The organism is Streptomyces sp. NBC_01077, from assembly GCF_045162855.1.
Lineage (GTDB): Bacteria > Actinomycetota > Actinomycetes > Streptomycetales > Streptomycetaceae > Streptomyces.
In genome coordinates, this window is sequence record NZ_CP108669.1 from 1,149,754 (window position 1) to 1,171,055 (window position 21,302).

Genomic DNA, 21,302 nt, shown 5'->3' on the forward strand with positions numbered 1-21,302 from the left:
TCGACGTCATTGCGGGCGGACGGCGCGCAGGGCGCCGTCCGCGCGGAGGTCGGCGAGGGTCGGGTAGCCGTCGACCGCCATGATCAGGTCGGCCTCGGCGAGGAGGGAGCGGAGGACGTGGACGATGCCGTCCGTGCCGCCGAGGGCGAGTCCGTACGCGTAGGGACGGCCGACGCCCACCGCCGTGGCCCCGAGGGCGAGTGCCTTGACGATGTCGGCGCCGCTGCGGACCCCGGAGTCGAAGAGCACGGGAAGTCCTTCGGCGGCGGCGACCACGCCGGGCAGGGCATCCAGGGCGGGCAGGCCTCCGTTGGCCTGACGGCCGCCGTGGTTGGAGCAGTAGATGCCGTCCACGCCGCCGTCCCTGGCGCGCCGGACGTCCTCGGGGTGGCAGATGCCCTTGAGGACGATCGGCAGGTCGGTGAGTGAGCGCAGCCAGGCCAGGTCGTCCCAGACGAGCGGCTTGCCGAAGACGCCGACCCACTCCAGGACGGCGGCGCGCGGATCCTCCTCGGGGCTTTTGGCGAGGCGGGCGCGGAAGACGGGGTCGGAGGTGTAGTTCGCGAGCGCGTGTCCGCGCAGCTGGGGGAAGTTGCTGGTGGCGAGGTCACGCGGCCGCCAGCCGGTGATCCAGGTGTCGAGCGTGACGACGATGCCCTTGAATCCGGCGGCCTCGGCCCGGCGTACGAGGCTCTCCGCGAGGTCGCGGTCCGTGGGCGTGTAGAGCTGGAAGAAGCCCGGTGTGTCGCCGAACTCGGCGGCGACGTCCTCCATCGGGTCGACGGTGAGCGTGGAGGCGATCATCGGCACGCCGGTGCGGGCGGCGGCGCGGGCGGTCGCCAGGTCGCCGTGCCCGTCCTGGGCGCAGAGGCCGATCACCCCGACCGGCGCCATGAACAGCGGGGACGGCAGCTTCATCCCGAACAGATCGACGGACAGATCGCGTTGGGCCGCGCCGACCATCATGCGCGGCACGAGCCCCCACGTGCGGAAGGCCGTGACATTGGCCTCCTGAGTGTACTCGTCACCCGCGCCGCCCGCCACGTACGACCACAGCGAGGGCGGGAGCGCCGCCCTCGCCTTCGTCTCCAGTTCGGCGAAGGTCATCGGCTGCGTGGGGAGGACGCCGAAGAGCCCGTCGAAGTAGATCTCGTGCTGGTAGTCGCCGTAGTGCTGGGGCATGGGCGTGACGTGTCCCTTCCGGTTCCTGTCGGCGCGCCCCTCCTGCTGGGAGAGGGTCGCCGCGCTGTGGTGGCCACCATCGTGCCCGCCACCTGCCTCCGTGACCATGGAACGACGGCCGGGAATGTGCGGGAGGTCCAGGCGGGACTTTCCGGACACGACCTAGGAACGCGTCGCGGTCCTGCACCCGCCGTCCGGGCTCCCCGTCCCGTCGGGCATCGACGCACTGCGGTCGTACGGGTCGACGGCCTCGCCGCCGGTCGCGCCGGTGGCCGACCCGTCCGCACCGAACTCCGGGGTGAAGTAGCCGGTGTGGGTGTCGCAGCCGCCGTTGGTCATGTCGACCTTGTACGAGACGAGGGAGAAGGTGCCCGGCTCGGTGATGATCTTCGAGGGGTCGTCCCAGTTCAGCACGACCTCGCGCCGCACGATGGTGCGCACGACCTCGTCGCTGCCCGCCTCCGCCTGCACGACGGGGTAGACGTAGGTGACGTCGGTGGTCACCTGAAGGGCGCCGCGATCGCCTTCCCGGAACGTCATCCGACCGCGGGTCTTGACGGTGTCGCCGACCACGCGCGCGTACGACGTGTCGAAACGGCTGAAGAGGAGGAGCGGGTCGTTCGCCTCGGTCGGGGTGGTACGGAACGCGGCGGCCAGATAGTCCTTGACGTCCTTCTGGTGCGGGTTGATCAGGGCGATCGCCTTCGTGGGGCGCTCGCCGCGCAGCACGGCCGGGTCCAGGCTGGACGCGGCGAGGAAGTCACGGGTCTGCCGGAGCGCCTTCTCCACCTGTGCCTTGCTCATCCATCCGGTCGCCCGTGCGGCAGGGACCGTGATCCCGGCCGTGCCGTCCGCCCAGCGCGCGGCGGGTGAGCCCCTGAACGGCTCGTCGAGCGTGGGGAGTCGGGCCGGCTCCACGGGCGGCGCGCCGGTCGGACGCTCCGACTCCTGGGCGAGCGGCGGTCCGGACTTCCCGTCCCCGTCGGACGAGCCGATCATTTCCCACGGGTCGAACGCCACGACCAGCAGCGCCACGGCGGCAAGGAGCCCGACCAGGTACCGGCCCTTCTTCCGCCGGGGCGGGGCGGGCGTGTACGTACGCCATCCCTCGCCCCCCGCAGGCTCGTCGCGGAGCCGCTCCGTCACGACCCGGGCCCGCGCGGACGGCTCCTTGGGCGCGTCCGCGACACCCTCCACGGAGTCCCGTAGGAACCGCTCCCACTCGTCGTCCGGCACGGACGAATCGCCCGGCCCCCTACCCGCGTTCACACTGCGCTCCTTGCATCGAACACCGATTCCCGGCCCGCCCCAGGGCCTCCGAATGATCGCATGACGGTGATCGCATGACCGCAGCTGGGGGCGGGGCGCTGAGGCCCGGGGGCTATGAGTTCCAGGAGGGCGGCGGGGGTTGTCAGCCCGTCGTCGGGGTCCAGTCGCCCAGCCAATGGGCCGTGTCCTGGGCGGCTGCCTCCGTCGCGGTGAGGTGGGGGCGGTCCGTGTGGGCGGGGCCGGCGCCGGGGCCGGTGTTGCGGAATTCCGCGAAGCGGTCCGCCTTCCAGGAGAAGCCGCTCATGTCCGTCCAGGGAGTGCTTTTCACGGCGCTGCTGAGGACGCTTTCGCGGAACGTCGCCTGGGGAGAGAGCGTCGCGTCTCCGCCCGCGTGCCAGGGGCGGCCGAGGAAGAAGCTTGCTTCGGTGACGTCCCCGTTCACCGTGGAGCGGGTGATCAGGAAGCCCTTGCGGCCCGCCGGGGTGCTCGGGGCCGTCACATAACCCGCCGACGTGCCGTCCCAGCGCTTCTTCAGGGTGAGGACCGACCTGTCGATCACCGCCGTGGCCCGCCCGAAGACGAAGTCGACGTTGCCGATGACGTAGGAGTTGGTGACGTACACCCGGCCGAGTCTGTCCTTCGCGGCGGTGTCGAGCAGGAGGGTGTCCTGGTCGCCGCTGACGATGAGGCCGTCGAGGAGGATCCGGTCGGCTGCCGTGCGCAGGGCGACGGCCTGGTGCCCGCTCAGGTTCCGGTTCGCGGCCTCGTCGAAGTCGTTGGAGACGGTCAGGTTCCGCGCCTGGAAGTCGTCGGCCTCGACCGCGACGGTGGCGCTGCCGCCCGTCCCGTACGTCCCGGAGCCGTCCGGCCTGGTCATTCCGGAGGCGTGGCCCTCGACGATGACGGTGTCCTTGCGGCTGCCGCCCGTGCCTTCGATGGTGACCCGGGGCTTGTTCGCGGGGACCTTCACCGTCTCGCGGTAGACCCCGGGCGCGACCCGGATCACCACCCGCGCGTTGTTGCCCGCCGGTACGGCGTCGACGGCCTTCTGGACGCTCGTGAAGCGGCCGCTGCCGTCCTTGGCCACGGTGAGGACGGTCGGCGCGGCGGCCGGCGCGGCAGTCGGCATCGTGCTCGCCGTGCCGATCGAGGAGCGCGGCCCCGTACCGGACTTGAGCAGCGCCGGCACTTCGGCCGTCGGGTCGAGCGTGTACGAGTAGTACGTCTTCGGGTCGAAGGCCGCGCCGCCGCTCTCGTTGCGGCCCGTCGTACCGGAGAAGACGTTGCCGCGCTGTACCAGCGCCGCCGTCCCGTCCTTGATGACCGGGTTGTTCACGCCCTGGAAGACGCTGTTCTCCAGGACCATCCGCGTCCTTCCGCGCGCGTAGTTCCCGTACGACGACGTGATGTCCGTACCCGGGTCGTCCTGGAGGAGGTTGTTGTAGAGGTGCGCGTGGGCGACGTTGTCGGTGGACGGGTTGCGCTGCTCGGTCTCGCGGAACCAGTTGTGGTGGATCGTGAGGTCGGCCGTGACGTTCTCGGTCCAACCGATGCCGAAGGTCTTGTTGTTGTGGCCGAGCCTGTTCCAGGACACGGTCACGTACGTCGTGTCCTTGCGGCTGTCGATGAGGCCGTCGGCCATGTTCCGCAGGTCGTTGTGGTCGATCCACACGTGGTGCGCGCCGTCCATCTGGACGGCGTCGAAGTCGTGTTCCTTGTCGTTCCAGATGCCCTGGTACGCGTCACGGATCGTCAGGTTCCGGATGATGACGTTGTGGACGCCCTGTCCGAGGAGGAAGCCGCCGCCGACGATGTGGCCGGACGTCCCCGAGCCGACGATGGTCTTGTCGGAGGCGACCTTGATCTCCTTGCCCGTGGGGTTCACCGTGATCGTCCCGGCCACGACGATGACGTACGGCTCCGGGGCGGTCGCGTACTTCTCGAGGTCGGCGAGGTTCCGGACCGTGACCGTCGCCCCGTCCCGCCCGCCGTACGTGCCCTGCTGCCCCAGCGCGTCGACGGACGCGAAGCCGTCGGCGACGGCACGCGCCCAGGCGGGCGCCTCCGCGGCCGTCGCCTCCGCGGCCGTCGCGCCTGCCCGCGCGTCCGCGCCGAACACGCCGAAGGCCGTGCCGTACGCCAGTACCCCCGCCACGGCGAGCACCGCCGGGACACCGATCACCAGCGTCTGGCGCGTCTGCGGTGCCTCGCCCTGCCTCGTACCTCGGTCATGTCGCACGTCCTTCCGCGTGGGGGTGCCCGCCGGGAAGGCGGGCAGACGCTAGTCGCCACGGGGAGGGGAAAGGTTGCCGTCGTGCGATCGATCTCGGTATCGGTATCGGTTTCGGTTCGGTGATCGATCTCGGTTTCGGTGATCGGTTTCGGTGATCGGGCCATCTGCGGCTGAACTACCGGCCGCCCGCCGGCACTCGGGGTGACGTCGGGTCAGGCGTACGGGTCGAAGGGGATGCCGGCGGGCTTGGCCTTGGCCAGGTGGGGGGCGAAGTTGCCGTCCTTCAGGCCGAACACCGCGCTGCCGAAGTTGGCCTGGCTGAGCTTGTCGCGCAGGCCCGCGGGGTAGCCGTTCCAGCCGACGAGGCTCGGGAACTGCCAGCTGTGCTGGTGGTTCTCCGGCGGCTCGTCGTTGGAGTTGGCGGGACGGAAGCAGTGCGTGCCGATGCCGTCCTTGTGGTAGACGACCTTCGGGTGGGTGCCGTCCCAGCGGATCGCGTCCCGGCCGTAGGTGTTGAAGTTGCCGTGGGCGGACGTGGAGACGTACTGCGCCTGGTTGTTCTGCACCCACACCACGACGTGTTCCCAGTCGTGGCGGTGTCCCCCGAGGCCGCTGCCGGCCACGGCCTGGTCCTTCTCGAAGTACAGGCCGTAGATGATCGCGCACCAGCCGTTGTTGCACTTCGCGCGGGAGTATCCGTTGGTCTGGGTGAGGTCCCAGGAGTCACGGCACTGGCCGTTGAGGGCGCCGGACGGGTTGAGCCCGCCGTTGATCGTGCCGTCGGGTCCGATCGCGGGCGTGGAGTAGCAGCCGTCCGTGTCGTAGTCGTAGGCCGGCTGGAAGGTCTGTTCCAGGCCGTCGGCGTTGGGAGGCAGGGCGCCGGGCGGTGCGGCGAACGCGCTGCTGGGCAGGGCGATGATCATCGTGAGGGCGCCGGCGAGGGCGAGCGCGCTCCTGGTGGCGTACACCTGTGTCTTCACTGTGTCCCCTGGGTCGGGCGGCATGACTCGACAGGCGACATCTTGGCATGGACAGCTCACGATAAGTGGGGTTCGATCATGAATTCAGCGGGTCGCGGCCGCGACCAACCGCCCCACCTCCCCGACCGAGACGGATCCCCCGTTGACCAGCCGGTCGAAGACCAGTCCGTCCACGCAGGTCAGCAAGGTGACGGTACGTTCGTCGGCGTCCGCGAGGCCGCGCGCGGCCAGGAAGGCCTGGACGACCCGGCGGCCGGCGTTGTCGCGCGGCACGAGAATCTCCCGCAACTCGGGCTGGTGCACGCTCTCCAGAGCGCAGGCGTAACGCGCGAGGGATCGACGCCGCCCGTCCCCGGTCAGCCGACGCTCGGCGAACGCGGCGAGCCCCGCGGCGAGTTCCTCGGCATCGAGTGGCACCGGGGTGCGCTCCCCCGCCTCCTGGAGCTCCTCCTGATCGAGCGCGACCAGTCGCTGGACGAGCGCGGTGAGCAGCGCCTGCCGCGTGCGGTAGTACGCGGACGTGGTGCCCGGCGGCAGATCGGCGGCCCGGTCCACGGCGCGGTGCGTGAGCCCTCGCATGCCGTGTTCGGCGAGGACGTCGATGGCCGTGTCGGCGAGGAGCATGCGTCTGGTGGCGGACATCCCCCCTTTCTACACCTGTAGAGAGGAGGTGTACGTTTTCCCCGCGACGCTTCTACAGATGTAGAAGCATCGAGGTGCGGCCGACAGGCGGCCGCCGGAAGGGGGTTGAGCATGGGCGGCAACGCCGTGGTGGTCGGAGGCGGCATCGGCGGACTGGCCGCCGCGATCGGACTGCGCCGGATCGGATGGGAGGTGACGGTCCTCGAACGCGCCCCCGTCCTCGACGACGTCGGCGCCGGCATCTCCCTGCACGCCAACGGCATCCGCGCCCTGGACGCCCTCGGAGTCGGCGAGGCGGTGCGCGAAGCCGCCCGGCCGCAGTACACCGGAGGCACGCGCGTCCCGGGCGGCGGCTGGCTGGCCCGGATGGACGGTGCCGCGCTCGAAAGGGAACTCGGCACGCCGATCGTCGGCATCCCACGCGCCGCGCTGCACCGGACACTGCGAGCGGCGCTGCCTGCCGAGTCCGTCGTCGTCGGGGCCGAGGTGACATCGGTGGACCTCACCGATCCGCACCTGATGAGGGTGTTCACCGGGGAGAAGGACACGGACGGCGTACGGGAAGCAGACCTCGTCGTGGCCGCCGACGGCGTGAACAGCCGCCTCCGCACCCGGCTGTTCCCCGGCCATCCCGGCCCCGTCTACAGCGGATCCACCGTGTTGCGCGCGATCACCGACACTCCCGTCCCGCTCACGTCCGACTTCGAACTCACCTGGGGCAGGGGCGCCGAGTTCGGGCACATCGCGCTCACCGGCGGGCGCGCCGAGTGGCACGCCGTGCTCAACTCGCGCCCCGGCGTACGACACGCGGACCCGCTGAACGAAATGCACCGCCGCTTCGGCGACTGGCACGACCCGATCCCCGCACTGCTCGCCGCCACGCACCCCGACGCCGTGCTGCACCACGACATCCACGAACTCACCGCTCCCCTGCCCACGTTCGTCTCCAGCCGGGTCGCCCTGCTCGGCGACGCGGCCCACGCCATGACTCCGAACCTCGGCCAGGGCGCCTGCCAGGCGCTGGAGGACGCGGTGACACTGGCGGCCGCGCTCGCGAGCGGCACCGACTCCCGTGCGACGCCGCCCCCCATCGACTCCCGTACGACGCCGTCCGGCAGCGAGTCCCGAACGGCGACCGCCGACATCGACGCGGCACTCGCCCGGTACGACGCCGAGCGGCGGCCCCGCAGTCAGGCCGTCGCGCGCGCGGCCCGCCGGGCCGGCCGCATGGGCCAGCAGCTCACCCACCCCGTCGCCGTCTCCCTGCGCAACACCGCGCTCCGAGCGGCTCCGTCCGGCGCCACCGTCCGCGCGATCCTGCGGCACGCCGACTGGACCGCCCCGAGCCTGGAACCGGAGAATCAAATAGACGAGACGTCTCGTCTCATCTAGAGTGGCCGTCATGACCGCCACCCCGCCCCCCGCACACATCGCCATGTTCTCCATCGCCGCACACGGCCACGTGAACCCGAGCCTGGACGTCATCCGTGAGCTCGTCGCGCGTGGCCACCGTGTCAGCTACGCCATCCCCGCGTCCTTCGCCGACAAGGTCGCGGAGACGGGGGCCACTCCCGTCGTCCACACCTCGACCCTGCCGACCGACGACGACCCGGACGCCTGGGGAACGGAGCTGATCGACAACCTCGAACCCTTCCTGAGCGATGGCATGCAGGCACTGCCGCAGCTCGCCGAGGCCTTCGACAAGGACCGGCCGGACCTCGTCCTGCACGACATCACCGCCTACCCGGCCCGCATCCTCGCCCACACCTGGGGAGTGCCGGCGGTCTCGCTGTGGCCGAACCTCGTGCCGTGGGAGGGATACGAGGAGGAGGTCGCCGAGCCGATGTTCGCCGAGCTCAAGGCCTCACAGCGCGGCAAGGCGTACTACGCGCGGTTCGAGGCCTGGCTCGCCGGGCACGGCCTCGACACCGACCCGGACAGGTTCGTCGCCCGCCCGCGCCGCGCGCTCGTGCTCATCCCGAAGGCGCTCCAGCCGCAGGCCGACCGGGTCGACGAGTCCGTGTACACCTTCGTCGGCGCGTGCCAGGGCGAGCGCGCCGAGCAGGGCGGCTGGCAGCGGCCGGTGGACGCGGAGAAGGTGGTCCTGGTCTCGCTCGGCTCCGCCTTCACCAAGCTGCCGGGCTTCTACCGGGACTGTGTCGAGGCGTTCGCCGGGCTTCCCGGCTGGCATGTCGTCCTGCAGATCGGGAAGTTCGTCGACCCGGCCGAGCTCGGCGACGTGCCCTCCAACGTCGAAGTGCACTCCTGGGTACCCCAGTTGGCGATCCTGCGGCAGGCCGACGCCTTCGTGACCCACGCGGGCGCTGGAGGCAGCCAGGAGGGCCTGGCCACGGCGACCCCGATGGTCGCCGTGCCTCAGGCCGTCGACCAGTTCGGGAACGCCGACATGCTCCAGGCCCTGGGCGTGGCGCGGCATCTGCCGATGGACGAGGTCACCCCGGAGCGGCTGAGGGAGGACCTGCTCGCGCTCGTCGGCGATCCCGAAGTGGCCCACCGTGCACGGGAGATCCAGGAGTCGATGGCCCGCGAGGGCGGCACGCGCCGGGCCGCCGACCTGATCGAGGCCGAACTCGCGGGCTCGTGACCGGGAGGCCTGCCCGTTTCACCCCTCGTACGGAGTGGGGCGACGGGCAGGCACCGGCCGGGTCAGACCACGGCGCCCGAGCGCTCCCGGTCGCCGGCGCCGCCCGCCCGCCGGCCTGCCCCGGAGCCACTGCCGCTGCCGGAGGCCGCGACCGCCGCCGGGTTCCTGGTCTCCAGGGCGACGGCCAACGGCATCGCCGTGAACACCGTGGACGCCATGCCGAGCACGACCCCCGCGAGCAGTGCGATGGAGAAGTCGGTGAGCGAGTCGCCGCCCAGGGCGGCGAGCGCCACCAGGACGAAGAGCGCCCCCATACCGGTGTTGACCGTACGGGGCAGGGTCTGGGCGACGGCCCGGTCGGCGAGGTCCGCCAGCGGAACACCTCCGCCGCGGCGCCGCAGTTCCCGCAGCCGGTCGAGGACGACCACGGAGTCGTTGACCGAGTAGCCGACGACGGTCAGGAGCGCGGCGAGGAAGACGCTGTCCACCGGCTTGCCGAGCCAGGCGAACAGGCCGATCACGAGCAGCACGTCCTGTGTCATCGCGGCCACCGCCGCCGTCGCGTACGTCCAGCGGAACCGTACGGTCAGATAGAGGAGTTGGGCCGCGACCGCGAGACCGAGCGCGAGCAGGGCGTGGGTGCGCAGCTCCCCTCCCAGGCTGGGGCCGATCAGGTCGTCGCGCTCCACGTCCACCGGGCCCGCGACCCGGGTGAGGGCCTCCCGGATCTCCCCCTGTTCGGCGTCCCCGCTCTCCCGGACGCGTACCGACACGTCGCTGTCGCCGGTCGTCTGCACGACGGCGTCGGGGAATCCGGCGGCCGCGACGGCCTCGCGCGCCGCGTCGGCGTCGACGGGCCGTTCGGCCGTGTACTGGACGACCCGGCCGCCGGTGAACTCGACGCCGAACTCCACGCCCCGGACCCCGATTCCGGCGAGGGCCACCATCAGGAGCCCGGCGCAGGAGAGCAGCCAGCGGCGCCGGTGGGCCATCAGGCGCGGCACCCGGCGGGTCAGCCGGGTCCGCAGCCGGCCGAGTCCCGCCATGCCCGTGACGGCGGGTCGCCGGCGCACCACGGGCAGGCGCAGCGTCAGATCGGCGAGGAGGCGGGTGATCACCATCGCGGTGAGGAGCGAGGTCACGACGCCGATCGCGAGGGTCACACCGAAGCCCTTGACGGGTCCTGTGGCGAAGACGAACAGCAGGCCCGCCGCGAGCAGGGTGGTGACGTGGGAGTCCGCGACCGCGCTCCACACCTTGCCGAACGCCGTCGTCAGCGGCCGCCGCAGATCACGCCCGGTCGCGGCCCGGCCCAGTGCCGCGTACTCCTCCCTCGCGCGTTCGAAGACGAGGACGTTCGCGTCGACGGCGATGCCGATGGCCAGGACGAATCCGGCGAGGCCCGGCAGTGTGAGCGTGGCCCCGAGGGCGACCACCGCGGCGTACGAGATCAGCCCGTAGAGCAGGAGCGCGATCGTCGCGAGGACGCCGAGGAGCCGGTAGATCACCATCACGAAGACTCCGGTGCAGGCGAGTCCGATCAGCGCGGCCAGGGCGCTGGCCCGGATCGCCTCGGCGCCGAGCGTCGGTCCCACGGTGCTCTGCTCGATCGTCGTCACGGGAACCGGCAGGGCTCCGCCCTCGACGAGGGCCGCGAGATCGCGTGCCTCCTGCCCGGAGAATCCGCCGGTGATCTGTGCGGAGCCGCCGCCGATGCCCGAGCCGCACGGGACGCCGCTCTGCATGGCGGGCGCGGAGACGATGCGTCCGTCGAGCACGATCGCGACCCTGCGGGCCGGCTCCCCGGGCGCCGCGCAGGCGGCGGCGCCGGTCAGCCGGGCCCAGGTGTCGGCGGCGCGGTCGCGGAAGGTGAGGTCGACCGTCCAGCCCCGGCCGCTCGTGGTGTCGAGCACGGCCTCGGCGCTCTTGACGCCGTCGCCGGTGAGCGCGGGTGCGGCGAGGCCGAGGAATCGGCCGGGCGCGTCGGGGTCGGCGAGGACGCGTGGCCCGTTCGCCGCAGCCGGTCCGGCGGGATCCCGGGCCTCGCCGGTGACGGCGTGGAAGGTGAGCTGGGCCGTACGGCCGATGACTTCGGCGGCCTGGCGCGGGTCGCGCAGTCCGGGGAGTTCGACGACGATGCGCCGTTCACCGGAGCGGGCGAGCGAGGCTTCGGCGACGCCGAGACCGTCGACGCGCTTGCGGAGCACCTCCAGGGCACGGTCGGTGGACGCGGCGTCGGCTCGGGCGGCGGGTCCGTCCTCGGTCTGGAGGACGATACGGGTCCCCCCTCGGAGGTCGAGTCCGAGGCGGGGCGGGGTGGTGAGGGTGATCCAGAGGGACAGTGCGACGACGGCGAGCGCGAGCAGCGCACGCCACAGCGCGGAACGAGAGGACACGGTTACTCCACGGGCGGCGCACGGCGACGGCGCGCGTCCACGCGGAAGGCGGGAGCGCGCGTCGGCCGTGCCGGACGTACGGGTGGACACGCGTCGTGGTCCGGTCCGAGGACATGCCGATGTCCCGGACGGCGACGCGGGGGAACGTCAGCTGTGCCGGGTGGAGGGAGGGCCGCGAGGGGCCCGTGGGTCGTGAACCGCGCCGGGCGGTGCGCGCTCCCGGCGGGGGTCGCCGGCGAGGACGCCGCGCGCGGGTACGGAGAGGTCGGCGGGAACGGCGGCCGTGGCCGGGGGCGCTACCGGGATCCGTACGGGGTTCTCGACGGCGGCGGGGAGTCGTACGACGGCGGTGGGCGCGAAGTGCGGTTCGGGGGCGGAGGCGCGGTGGGCCGGAGCGGGCGTCACGTTCATGGCCGAGGCCGGGACCGTGTGGCTCGTCGCCCCCGTCGCCGGTGCCGCCGCCGATGCCGGGAGCACCAGGAGGGACCAGATCGCGCAGAGGATCGCGGGCAGAAGGGTCGCAAGTCGTCGCGCCGAACGTCCCACCGCCCCGCCCCCCTCCCCGGTCCCCGCAGGCACGGTGTCACCGCGTGCCGGCCTGTGTCCTGCCGGGCCCAGCGTAGACCGCCCCGAAAAGACCCTGCCACTGCGCCCCTCACCCAGGAGGGTTGGGTACGGGAGCTGAGTACGCGTGCTCATGTGAGGTGTCGCACGGTCTCGCACGATGGGTGGGTCAGCGCCTCGTCCTCGGAACCAGGGGGCCCTTCCGTGCTCAGCCGTCTCGCCGCCCATGTCGTGCCGTTCTTCGGGCGACTGACCGTCACCACCGACCCCGGGGCCCGGCTCGAACCCGGCAGCATCCTGGTCGTGAACCACACGTCGACCGCCGACCCCGCACTCGTCCTCGCCGCGCTCCGCAAGCGGCTCGCCGTCGAGCCCGTACTGCTCGCCACCGCCGGGCTGTGGCGGATCCCCCTGCTCGGCCGGGCCCTGACCCGCGAGGGCCATGTGCCCGTCCACCGCAACTCGGCCCGCGCTGCCGCCGCCCTCGACCACGCGGCCGTCGCGCTCGCCTCGGGGCGGCACGTGATGCTGTACGCGGAGGGCCGCATCCCGCCGAGGCCGGACTCCGCCGAGAATCCGCCGGAGGCGTTCCGCACCGGGCTCGCGCGGCTCGCCGAGGCCACCGGGGCGCCGGTCGTGCCGATCGGTCAGGCGGGTGCCCGCCGGATCACGTCGGGCGGGCGCGTGAAGCAGATCGCCGGGGTGCTCACGTCGCCCGTCCGGAGGCCGGGGCTCCACGTCCACATCGGGGCGCCGCTGCGGCTGCCCGCCGATGTGACCGCCGCGACGGAGCTGGCCCACGGTGCCGTCACGGCGGCGTGGCGGACGGCGGCCGGGGCGCTCGGAGAACCGGCGGCCTCGACGGAACGAAGGCACTGACCGCCGGGCCAGGGGCGCGTCGGAGGACGTGGCGTTCACCTCCGGCCCCCTTGAGAGTTCCTCCGAGGACTCCCGCTGTCACCGAACAGCGCTTTACGATGCGGTGGTTGTGCGTGAGCACGTACAACGGGCGTCAGGGGGAGGCGCGATGGCGGTACGACCCGTACGAGCGCAGGGCCGGATACCGGAGGACATACCGGACCGGGTCGCGCGAGATCTGCCCGGTGGTGTGGAGCTGTACCACCTGAGGCCCGACGGCGGCATTCTGCTCGCCGACCGGGAGGGAAGCCGGGAGCTCGGACCGGAGCGGGAGTTCCTGCGGTTCATCGACGACGGGCAGTTCGCCCACTACCTGGTCGGGGACGCGGCGACCTCGCCCGAACGGCCGTCCAACGCGACCGTCAAACTCGGGGTCGTGGGACCGCGCAGCGCCTTCACGCCGCACGCGCACGGCGGCGAGCACTTCGTCCTCAGCCTCGGCCATGCCGCCTGCGGGCTGTACGACGAGGCCCGCGGGCGCGTCACCGACATCCCGCTCGCGCCGGGGATGCTGATCCGGATCCCGGAGATGATGCCGCACTCCTTCGCCAACCGCGGCGACGTCCCGCTGACCATCCTCGCCGCGAACACCGGGTACGGGATCGACCACGAGGACTACGCGATCACCGCGGCCGAGGCCGAGCGGCGGGCGAAAGCGCCCGCAGGCGGCCCGAGCGGCGGGACCGCTCTGGCCACGGGAGCCCCCTCCGGCCACCGGACCCTGGCCGCCGAACCTGTCACCGACTACCGGGCGCTGGCCGCCGAGCTCCGCGACATCGAGCGCGCCCAGCGGGTCCACGGCATCGCCGCCACCACGGTCCGCGAGCGGCTTGCGGCCCGGCTGCGCCGGGTGGCGGCCGGGCTGGAGGTGCCCCGGTGATCTGTCCGCACTGCGAACGCAACCTGCTCCGCAAGGAACGCACCGGCAACCGCTGCACCCATTGCAACCGCTCCTACGCACTGGACCCGAAGACCAACCCGCTCCGTCTCAACGACCTCCGGGTACGCCGGATCACCGCCGCCCTCAGCGACGAGGGCCGGATCGGGATCGTCCCCGAACAGCTGTGGTACGCCCTCTCCCGCAAGCGTCTCCGGGACAGCGAGTTCGGGCAGGGCTGCCTGGGCGGGGCGTTCGTGGTGGCCGGTTTCGTCACCGTCGTGGCCTTCGTCGCCGAGACTCCGGTCCTCCTGATCGCCTCCGCCGCTCTGCTGCTCGCCGGCCTGGTCATCGTCGTGGCCAGGGCCATGGGCGCGGGCAGGGGGATCCCGCCGGTCGCCCGGGAGGCCTTCCCCACACAGGTGCTCGGCGCCTGGCGGGAGGTGTACGGGACGCTGCCGCCCGGCGTGCTCGACACCTCGGAGCCCGCCGGCGGCACCTCGGAGCCCGCCGGGGGAACGGCGGCCGTCACCGGTGCGGCCGACACGACCGGGGTGCTGGTCTGCCCCGACCGCGCCGTCGTCGCGTTCCTCGTCGCCGACGGCCTGCCCGCCCGCCACGGCCTGGCCGTGGTCCGGAGCGCCGAGGAGGCCCGCGCCGTACCGTCGAACGGTCCGGTGCTCGTGCTCCACGACTCCGACGCGGACGGCGAACTGCTCGTACGGCGGCTCCGGGACGCCCTGCCGGGCCGCACGGTCATCGACGCGGGACCGCCGCTGCGCACCGTACGGGCCCTGCCGCAGGCCGTTCCGTACCGGGACCCGAGGCGGAAGCCCGGCCCGGCGGAGATGCGTCTCCTCACCGAGCCGGGTACGTACACCCCCGAGGAGCTGAAGTGGCTCGGGCAGGGCTGGCGGTTCCCGCTCGTGGGGCTGCCGCCGGCCCGGCTGCTCACCGTCGTCGACCGGATCGCCGGCCAGGTCACGCGCGGTGTCGACGCCGACCGGCGGCGCGCCGCCGACCTGGGTTTCCTCACCTGGCCGGAGACGGCCGGACCGGACCCGGTGGGTGGCCGGTGATCTGCCCCCGGTGCACCGCCGTCCTGGCGGCCAAGGAACGGACCGGGCAGGTGTGTTCGCGCTGCGACCGGCCGTTCGCGATGGACCCGAAGATCCACGGCCGGGGCATGCACGATCTGCGGATCCGGCGGATCGCCGAGCGCGCCACCGACCGCGGCCGTCTGAAGGTGACCGTCACCCAGCTCTGGTACCTCTCCCGCACGTCCAACCATGTCTGGGAGGCGAAGCCCGCACGCGGGATCCGGCCCGTCGTCCGGTGGCTGGTCGCCGCACCCCTCGCCCTTCTCCTCCTGGTCGTCGGCAATCTCACCCACGGCGTGCCGGGGGCGGTCGGCGTCACCGCCGCCGTCGCTGTCGTGGTGGCGGCCTCGGTGATGCGGTACACGGCCGCGAGCTCCGCCTGGTGGACCATCGCCCCCTCGGAGTCCACGTTCCGGCAGCTGATGGGCTCCTGGCGGACCGCCTACGAGGAGCTGCCACCGGGTGTGGTGGACGACGGGCCGCGCGCCCCGGCACCCCGGGAGTCCCTCGCCGGCCGCCCCGCAGCCGTCATCCTCTGCACAGATCACGCGGTCGCCGTGTTCCTCCGGGGCAACGGCATCCCCGCGAAGTTGAAGGCGCGGCTCGTCGAGGCCGCACCTGCCGCCGCGCACGAGGCGCTCGTGGACGTTCCCGACGGGCTCCCGGTGGTGGTGCTCCACGACGCCGACGCCCTGGGGGCCCTGCTCGCCCCACTGCTGCGCCTCGCCCACCCGGACAGGGTCGTGGTGGACGCCGGCCTCCCGGTCGCCGCGGTCCGGACCCGCCGGAGTGCCGTGCACCGGGTCTCGACCGCGTCCACGGTGGACGCCGCGGACCTCCGCTCCGTCGCGGACCTGTCGGCGGACGACGCCGAGTGGCTGGCCCAGGGCCACTGGAGCCCGCTCGCCGCCGTCCCCCCGCCCCGCCTGAAGTCGGTCGTCACGGCGGCCGTGGAACGGGCCCTGTCAGCCCGTCCCGCCGAACTCCGCTCCACCGACGGCTTCCTGACCTGGCCGGCCGAGGTGCCGGCGGACGGCCCGTCCCGTACGAAAGGCGCCCCGGCCGGATGAGCCAGCGACACCTCCCGCCCCCGCGCACCGGCCGGGCCACGGACGCCGGACGGCGTCCCGCCCTCGGGGTCGCCGCCCGGACGATGGCCGGGGTGACCGACCGTGCGATCACCGCGGCCGCGGCCCGCGCCGGCGCACCCGGCGGGCTGCGCTTCACCGAACGCCAGCTGTACTACGAGACCTGCCGCGTCCTGAGCCCCGGCTCGGCCCTCTTCCGCCGGATCCCGGGCACCCCTGCCCCGGTCATGCGGCTGCCCGCGTTCGCCCGCGCCCTGGAGGCACGCGGCCGGGCGACCGTACCGGGACTGCTTCCGCCGCTGCCCGCGCCGCGGCACCGGTCCGACACCCCGGGGGCGGCACCGTCGGAGCCGGACCTCTACGACTACGGGCTGCCCCGCCTGCTGCTCTGCCAGGACCGCTCCATCGCCGGGATGCTGCTCTCCAATCACGTCCACCTGGAGGCGGCCTGCCCGGTGCTCGCCGCCACCGACGCCCTGCCGCTCGACCCGCGGCTGCTCGCCGCCCTGGAACGCGCCGACGGTGCCACCGTGTACGTCCTGCACGACGCGAGCCCGTCCGGGGTCGCGCTTCCGGCCCGGGTCCGGGCCGGACTGGGGCCGGTGCCCGGAGTCCGGGTGGTCTCCCTCGGCCTGGTGCCCCGGCACGCGGCCGCCCTGCGGCTGCCCACCGGCCGGGGCCCCGCACCCGGCTCGGCCGACCTCGCCGCCCTGCCCGCCGCGCTGCGGCCGCGGGAGGCCGACTGGCTGGCGGGCGGACGGTTCACCCAGGTGGCGGCCGTGCCCCCGGACCGGCTGGTGCGCACGGTACTGCGCCTGACCCGGGGGCCGCGGCCGCCCCGCGACTCCCTGTGGAGCGGTCTGCGCGGACTGCGCGGAACCGGCTTCATGACCTGGCCCGCCGCGTGACCCGTCCCGGCGCTCCCTCCCACCGACCCGAGGTACGCACACCATGAACCGTCCCGAAGAGATCGGCTACGCGGACGAACTGCTCGCCGACGGCACCGTCCACCGCCGCTACGAGAACGGTCTGGAGGAGTGGCGGCGCCGCACCTCCGGCCACCCGCACCTCGTGCACTGGCACGACAACCGCGGCGCCTCCGGCACCGACGAGCTGCTCGGCGACCGCATCATCAAGCGCACCCTCGCCGACGGCACCGCCACCTACGCCCGGGACATCGGCTACGGCCGCACCCTGTGGGCGCGCGGCGAGAAGGTCCTGGTCAACCGGAGTTCCTTCGGCGGGCGGATGGGCGTCCTGCTCGCCGGCCTCGGAGTGGCGACCCTCGCCATCACCGCTGCCCAGCTGCCGCCGCTGAGCATGTCCCCCGAGCAGGAGGAGGCGCTGCGGCAGCAACAGGCGCAGGCCCAGCAGTCCTCCGGCGGTGGCGGCGACAGCGGCGGCTCGGCCTCCGTCGACGACGGGTCCGACGGATCCGGGGACGGGTCGGGGGACGGATCCGGGGACGGGAACGACTGGAACGCGAACTGGGACGGTGACGGGGACGCCTGGAGCGACGACGACTTCGGCTGATCCGCGCCCCCGGCGCCACCGTACGAGGAGAACACAAGGAGAAGGAGCAGTTCGTGGCACGTCTGTGCGCCTGTCTGGCCGCCACCACCGGGCAGGCCCGCGCCCATCTCGACGCGATGGGCGCCCTCGGCCCCGGCCATGTCCCGGCCGAGGTCCCCGGCGCCGACCTCGCGCTGATCCCCGGTGAACACGGCCGCGCCGAGGGCCCGTTCACCGCGTACGGGCGGACAGCGGTCGGGGAGGTCACCCTGCACAACCGGCCGGCGCTCCTCGCCGCCCTCGCGGCGCGGGCCGCGGCCCCACCGCCCGACTGCTCGGACGGCGAACTGCTGCTTCGTTGCTGGGCGTTGCTCGGGGACGCGGGGGTGGCACCGGCCGAGGGGATGTTCGTCCTGGCCGTGCTCGACGGTCCCGACCTGGTCCTGATCCGCGACCACGTCGGTGCCCGCACCCTGTTCTACGCGCGCGCCGACACCGCCTGGGCCGCCTCCACGTCGCTGCGCGCGCTGCGCCGCTGGCCCGCGCTCGGCACCTCGATGAACCTGTCCGCGGTCCGTTCCTTCCTCACCTTCGCCTATCTGCCCGGCGAGGAGACCCTGCTGACCGGCGTACGGGAGGTGCTGCCCGGCCGGGTGCTCCGGCTGCGCCGGGACGGGACGTCCACCGAGACCGTCCACTGGGAGCCCCGGGAACGGATCGAGGAGCCTGTGCCGGAGGACCCGAGCGGTCATGTCCTCGCGCTGCGGGCCCTGTTGGAGCGGGCGACGGCGAGCCGCCTGCCCGTCGCCGAGCCGGCCGCCGTGCTCCTCTCCGGCGGGATCGACAGCTCCCTGGTCACGGCCCTGGCGGCGAAGCTCCACGGCCACCCGGTGCACACCTACTCCATCAGCTTCGGCGACGACCTGCCGAACGAGCTGGGCTACTCGGGCCTGGTGGCCGCGCACTGCCACACCCGCCACCGGGTCCTGAACGTCTCGGGCGCGGCCGTGGCCGCCCGCCTCGCCGAGGCGGCCGCGCTGCTCGACAGTCCCGTCGGCGATCCGCTGACCGTGCCGAACCTGATGCTCGCCGAGGCCGTCGCGGCGGACGGCGCCTCCGTCGTCCTCAACGGCGAGGGCGGGGACCCCGTCTTCGGCGGGCCGAAGAACCTCCCCATGCTGGTCCAGGAGATGCACCGGACACCGGGCGCGCCCTGGGACGAGGACCGGGCGACCGCGTACCTGCGCTCGTACCGCAAGTGCTGGACGGACGTTCCGGACCTCCTGACGGCGCCGGCTCTGGAAGCCCTGCGGGGCGCCCCGGATCCGCGGCGCCACGTGGCGCCCTATCTGACGGCCGACGGCGCCGGCCCGTACCGGATGGGACACCTCCTCAACCAGCTGCTCCACTGCAACCTGCGGACCAAGGGCGCCCACCACATCCTCACCAAGGTGGAGCGGCTGACCTCGTCCCAGGGCGTGGAGGGCCGCTCCCCGCTCTTCGACCGGTCGGTCGTCGACCACGCCTTCGCGACCCCGCCCTCGTTCAAGCTCCGGGGTACGGCGGAGAAGTGGATCCTCAAGGAGGCGGTACGGGACCTGCTCCCGGGCACGGTGGTCGACCGGCCGAAGAGCGGAATGCGGGTGCCGGTCCAGCAGTGGCTGACGGGCCCGCTCCGCGACCTCGGCCAGGACCTCCTCCTCGGCCCCAGGTCCCGGCAGCGTGGACTGTTCCGGCCGGAGACCGTCCGCGGCTGGCTGCGGGGTGAGGGCGCCCTGCTGCCCCGGCAGGGCGGCAAGTTGTGGCTGGTGCTCACCCTGGAGCTCTGGCTGAGGTCGTACGACGTCTGACCGGAACCGATCGTGATCCGGAACCGCGCGTGAACCAGGATCGCGTGTGAAGCAGAACCGCCCCGATCCACGAAAGGCCCCTGCCATGACCAGCGACGCGGCCGGCTCCACCGGCGTCACCGGACTGACCGACCCCCGCACCGGGGCGCCGCGCGGTTCGGCCGTGCTCTCGCGGCTCCCCGAGGTGCGGACCGCCGTGACGGGCGCGCGGACCGCGCTGCCCGGCTGGAGTGCCCTCACCCCCAAGGAGCGCGGTCGGCGCCTCGACCGGCTCGCCGGCCTGGTCGAGGTGCACGCGGCCGAGTTCGCGGCCCGCGAGCGGGCCGGGACGGGCAAGCCGGAGGCGGAGACGACAGGAGAGATCGAGCAGGTCGCGGACCTGTTCCGGTTCTTCGCGACGGCGGCCAGAACCCGGACCGCACCGGCCGCGGGCCTCCTCGTGGCGGGCCACGAGAGCTGGGTGCGCTGGGAGCCGGTCGGTGTGGTGGGTGTGGTCGTGCCCTGGAACTATCCGCTGCTGATGGCGGCCTGGCGCTGTGCGCCGGCCCTTGCGGCCGGGAACACGGTGGTGGCGAAGCCCGCCGAGACGACCCCCGACAGCCTCGAACTCCTCACGGAGCACGCGGTGTCGGCGCTGGGCGCCGATGTGCTGCGGTGTCTCCCCGGCGACCGGGAGACGGGCCGGCTGCTCGTCGAGTCGGCGGTGGACATGGTGGCGTTCACCGGCAGCGGTCGGGCCGGGGCCGACGTGGCGGTCCGCGCGGGGACCCGGCGAGTGAGTCTGGAGCTGGGCGGCAACGCCCCGGCGATCGTCCTCCCGGACGCGCCCGCCGACACCTGGGAGTCCCTCGCGGAGGCCGTCACCTACAACGCCGGGCAGAGCTGCGCCGCTCCGGCGCGGGTCATCACGCTGGCCGAGAACTACGAGGCCGCCGTCGCCGGGCTGGCAGCGGCGATGGCCGCCCGCGTGGCCGGCCGGGACTTCGGCCCGCTGAACAACCCCGACCAGGCGGAGCGTTACGACCGACTGGTCGCCGCCTCCGATGCCAAGCGGAACCTCGCTTCGGACATCGCCCCGGCACCGGGCGAGGCGGCGGGGCACTGGCGTCCGGCGCGGCTGCTCGCCGACCTCCCGGACGACGACCCGGCCGTCACCGAGGAGGTGTTCGGCCCGCTCCTCACCGTGCAGCGGGCCGAAGGGGTCGCGGCCGCCCTCGCCATGGCGAACAGCGTCCCGCAGGCCCTCGCCGCGAGCGTGTGGACCACCGACCTCACGACCGCCCTGGAACTGACGGCAGCCCTGGACGCGGGCGAGACCTGGGTCAACTGCCATCTCGTGCAGACGGCGGAACTCCCGCACGGCGGCCGCGGCGCCTCCGGCCACGGCACCGACCTGAGCACGCTGGCGCTCCAGGAGTACCAGCGGCCCAAGACGGTCACGATCCGGCTGGGGCGCCAGGTCTAGGCTTGTCTGCCGATCACGCCGCGAGCCCGGCCTGGTCCACAGGACACCCCTAGCGTTCCAGGTAGGCCGCCCTGGGGGTGGCGCCGGACACCAGGGGGGCCAGGTGGGCGCGGTAGCGGGGCGAGAGGGATTCGAGGGAGGCGATCTTTTCGAGCGGGACCCAGTCGAGGCCGATCTGGTCGACGTCCTGCTCGGCTCCGCCGACGAGCTCGGCGCTGCCGTCCACGGTGCACAGGAAGACGACCTCGACGCGGTGGAAGTTCTCCGTCGCCAGGGGTCCCGGATGGTCCATCCAGCCTTCCAGGACCCAGAGAAGCGGGCCGACCTCCACGGTCAGGCCGGTCTCCTCGCATACTTCTCGGCGGACCGTGTCGGGCAGCAGTTCGCCGGTCTCCTGACCGCCGCCGGGGAGGAAGTGGCCCTCTCTGCCGTTCCAGATGTTCCGGGTGAGGAGCACGTTTCCCTCGTGGAGGACGACGGCCTTCGCGGAGGTGCGGATGCGGGTGGGAGCGGTCATACGGAGGTCTCCTCGGTCCGGGCGGGTCGGCCACCCCGGCAGCATGCCCACGGCGCCCGACGGCATGCCCAGCGCGCTGGCGGCATGCCCACCACGCCGACGCA

17 protein-coding genes and 1 pseudogene are annotated in these 21,302 nt (G+C 73.3%); 10 read left to right on the forward strand and 8 right to left on the reverse strand.

The features are described from left to right. Positions 1-6: 6 nt before the first annotated feature. From OG462_RS05205 to OG462_RS05225, 5 genes and pseudogenes are all read right to left on the reverse strand, one after another. Positions 7-1,182: an alpha-hydroxy-acid oxidizing protein gene (locus tag OG462_RS05205; RefSeq protein WP_406066373.1), complete on the reverse strand. Its 1,176-nt coding sequence runs from the start codon at positions 1,180-1,182 to the stop codon at positions 7-9. Positions 1,183-1,344: 162 nt separating this feature from the next. Continuing rightward, entirely contained in the window at positions 1,345-2,451 is a 1,107-nt protein-coding gene (locus OG462_RS05210; protein ID WP_406054874.1) for a hypothetical protein, read from the reverse strand. Between the two features lie 142 nt (positions 2,452-2,593). Further along, a pseudogene (locus OG462_RS05215) lies at positions 2,594-4,683 on the reverse strand (pectinesterase family protein). A gap of 213 nt (positions 4,684-4,896) precedes the next feature. Continuing rightward, entirely contained in the window at positions 4,897-5,607 is a 711-nt protein-coding gene (locus tag OG462_RS05220; RefSeq protein ID WP_406066374.1) for an NPP1 family protein, read from the reverse strand. 141 nt (positions 5,608-5,748) lie between these two features. Continuing rightward, a complete protein-coding gene (locus tag OG462_RS05225; RefSeq protein WP_406054876.1) occupies positions 5,749-6,306 on the reverse strand; it encodes a TetR/AcrR family transcriptional regulator in 558 nt (185 codons plus the stop codon). A 111-nt stretch (positions 6,307-6,417) separates the two neighbouring features. Between OG462_RS05225 and OG462_RS05230 the strand changes: the two genes are divergently transcribed. Together OG462_RS05230 and mgt are read left to right on the forward strand one after the other, a co-directional pair. Further along, the gene (locus OG462_RS05230) at positions 6,418-7,698 is read left to right on the forward strand and encodes an FAD-dependent monooxygenase (protein WP_406054878.1); all 1,281 of its coding nucleotides are present in this window, start codon (positions 6,418-6,420) and stop codon (positions 7,696-7,698) included. 10 nt (positions 7,699-7,708) lie between these two features. Then, positions 7,709-8,911 carry a macrolide-inactivating glycosyltransferase gene (gene mgt, locus OG462_RS05235; protein WP_406054880.1) on the forward strand — a complete coding sequence of 401 codons (1,203 nt, stop codon included), beginning with the start codon at positions 7,709-7,711 and terminating at the stop codon, positions 8,909-8,911. A 62-nt stretch (positions 8,912-8,973) separates the two neighbouring features. Here the strand turns inward: mgt and secD are convergent, their stop codons facing one another. Together secD and OG462_RS05245 are read right to left on the reverse strand one after the other, a co-directional pair. Beyond that, positions 8,974-11,307 carry a protein translocase subunit SecD gene (secD, locus tag OG462_RS05240; protein ID WP_406054882.1) on the reverse strand — a complete coding sequence of 778 codons (2,334 nt, stop codon included), beginning with the start codon at positions 11,305-11,307 and terminating at the stop codon, positions 8,974-8,976. A 147-nt stretch (positions 11,308-11,454) separates the two neighbouring features. Then, positions 11,455-11,853: a hypothetical protein gene (locus OG462_RS05245; RefSeq protein ID WP_406054883.1), complete on the reverse strand. Its 399-nt coding sequence runs from the start codon at positions 11,851-11,853 to the stop codon at positions 11,455-11,457. Positions 11,854-12,075: 222 nt separating this feature from the next. Between OG462_RS05245 and OG462_RS05250 the strand changes: the two genes are divergently transcribed. The 8 genes from OG462_RS05250 to OG462_RS05285 all read left to right on the forward strand — a co-directional run bounded on the left by OG462_RS05250 (position 12,076) and on the right by OG462_RS05285 (position 20,681). Then, a complete protein-coding gene (locus OG462_RS05250) occupies positions 12,076-12,750 on the forward strand; it encodes a lysophospholipid acyltransferase family protein (protein ID WP_406054884.1) in 675 nt (224 codons plus the stop codon). Positions 12,751-12,898: 148 nt separating this feature from the next. Further along, entirely contained in the window at positions 12,899-13,669 is a 771-nt protein-coding gene (locus tag OG462_RS05255; RefSeq protein WP_406054886.1) for a cupin domain-containing protein, read from the forward strand. After that, on the forward strand, positions 13,666-14,745 hold the full coding sequence (locus tag OG462_RS05260; RefSeq protein WP_406054888.1) for a hypothetical protein: 1,080 nt from the start codon (positions 13,666-13,668) through the stop codon (positions 14,743-14,745). Before OG462_RS05255 ends, OG462_RS05260 begins: the two co-directional genes overlap by 4 nt. After that, on the forward strand, positions 14,742-15,836 hold the full coding sequence (locus tag OG462_RS05265) for a hypothetical protein (protein ID WP_406054889.1): 1,095 nt from the start codon (positions 14,742-14,744) through the stop codon (positions 15,834-15,836). Before OG462_RS05260 ends, OG462_RS05265 begins: the two co-directional genes overlap by 4 nt. Next, on the forward strand, positions 15,833-16,762 hold the full coding sequence (locus OG462_RS05270) for a hypothetical protein (RefSeq protein ID WP_406054891.1): 930 nt from the start codon (positions 15,833-15,835) through the stop codon (positions 16,760-16,762). The genes OG462_RS05265 and OG462_RS05270 overlap by 4 nt, the downstream gene beginning before the upstream one ends. A gap of 43 nt (positions 16,763-16,805) precedes the next feature. Next, on the forward strand, positions 16,806-17,387 hold the full coding sequence (locus OG462_RS05275) for a hypothetical protein (protein ID WP_406054893.1): 582 nt from the start codon (positions 16,806-16,808) through the stop codon (positions 17,385-17,387). Between the two features lie 53 nt (positions 17,388-17,440). Then, the gene (locus tag OG462_RS05280; protein ID WP_406054894.1) at positions 17,441-19,216 is read left to right on the forward strand and encodes an asparagine synthetase B family protein; all 1,776 of its coding nucleotides are present in this window, start codon (positions 17,441-17,443) and stop codon (positions 19,214-19,216) included. 85 nt (positions 19,217-19,301) lie between these two features. Next, positions 19,302-20,681, forward strand: coding sequence for an aldehyde dehydrogenase family protein (locus tag OG462_RS05285; protein WP_406054896.1), 1,380 nt, complete (start codon positions 19,302-19,304; stop codon positions 20,679-20,681). A gap of 49 nt (positions 20,682-20,730) precedes the next feature. On the opposite strand, the gene OG462_RS05290 is transcribed toward OG462_RS05285, so the two are convergent. Next, positions 20,731-21,198: an NUDIX domain-containing protein gene (locus tag OG462_RS05290; protein ID WP_406054898.1), complete on the reverse strand. Its 468-nt coding sequence runs from the start codon at positions 21,196-21,198 to the stop codon at positions 20,731-20,733. Positions 21,199-21,302 lie beyond the last annotated feature (104 nt).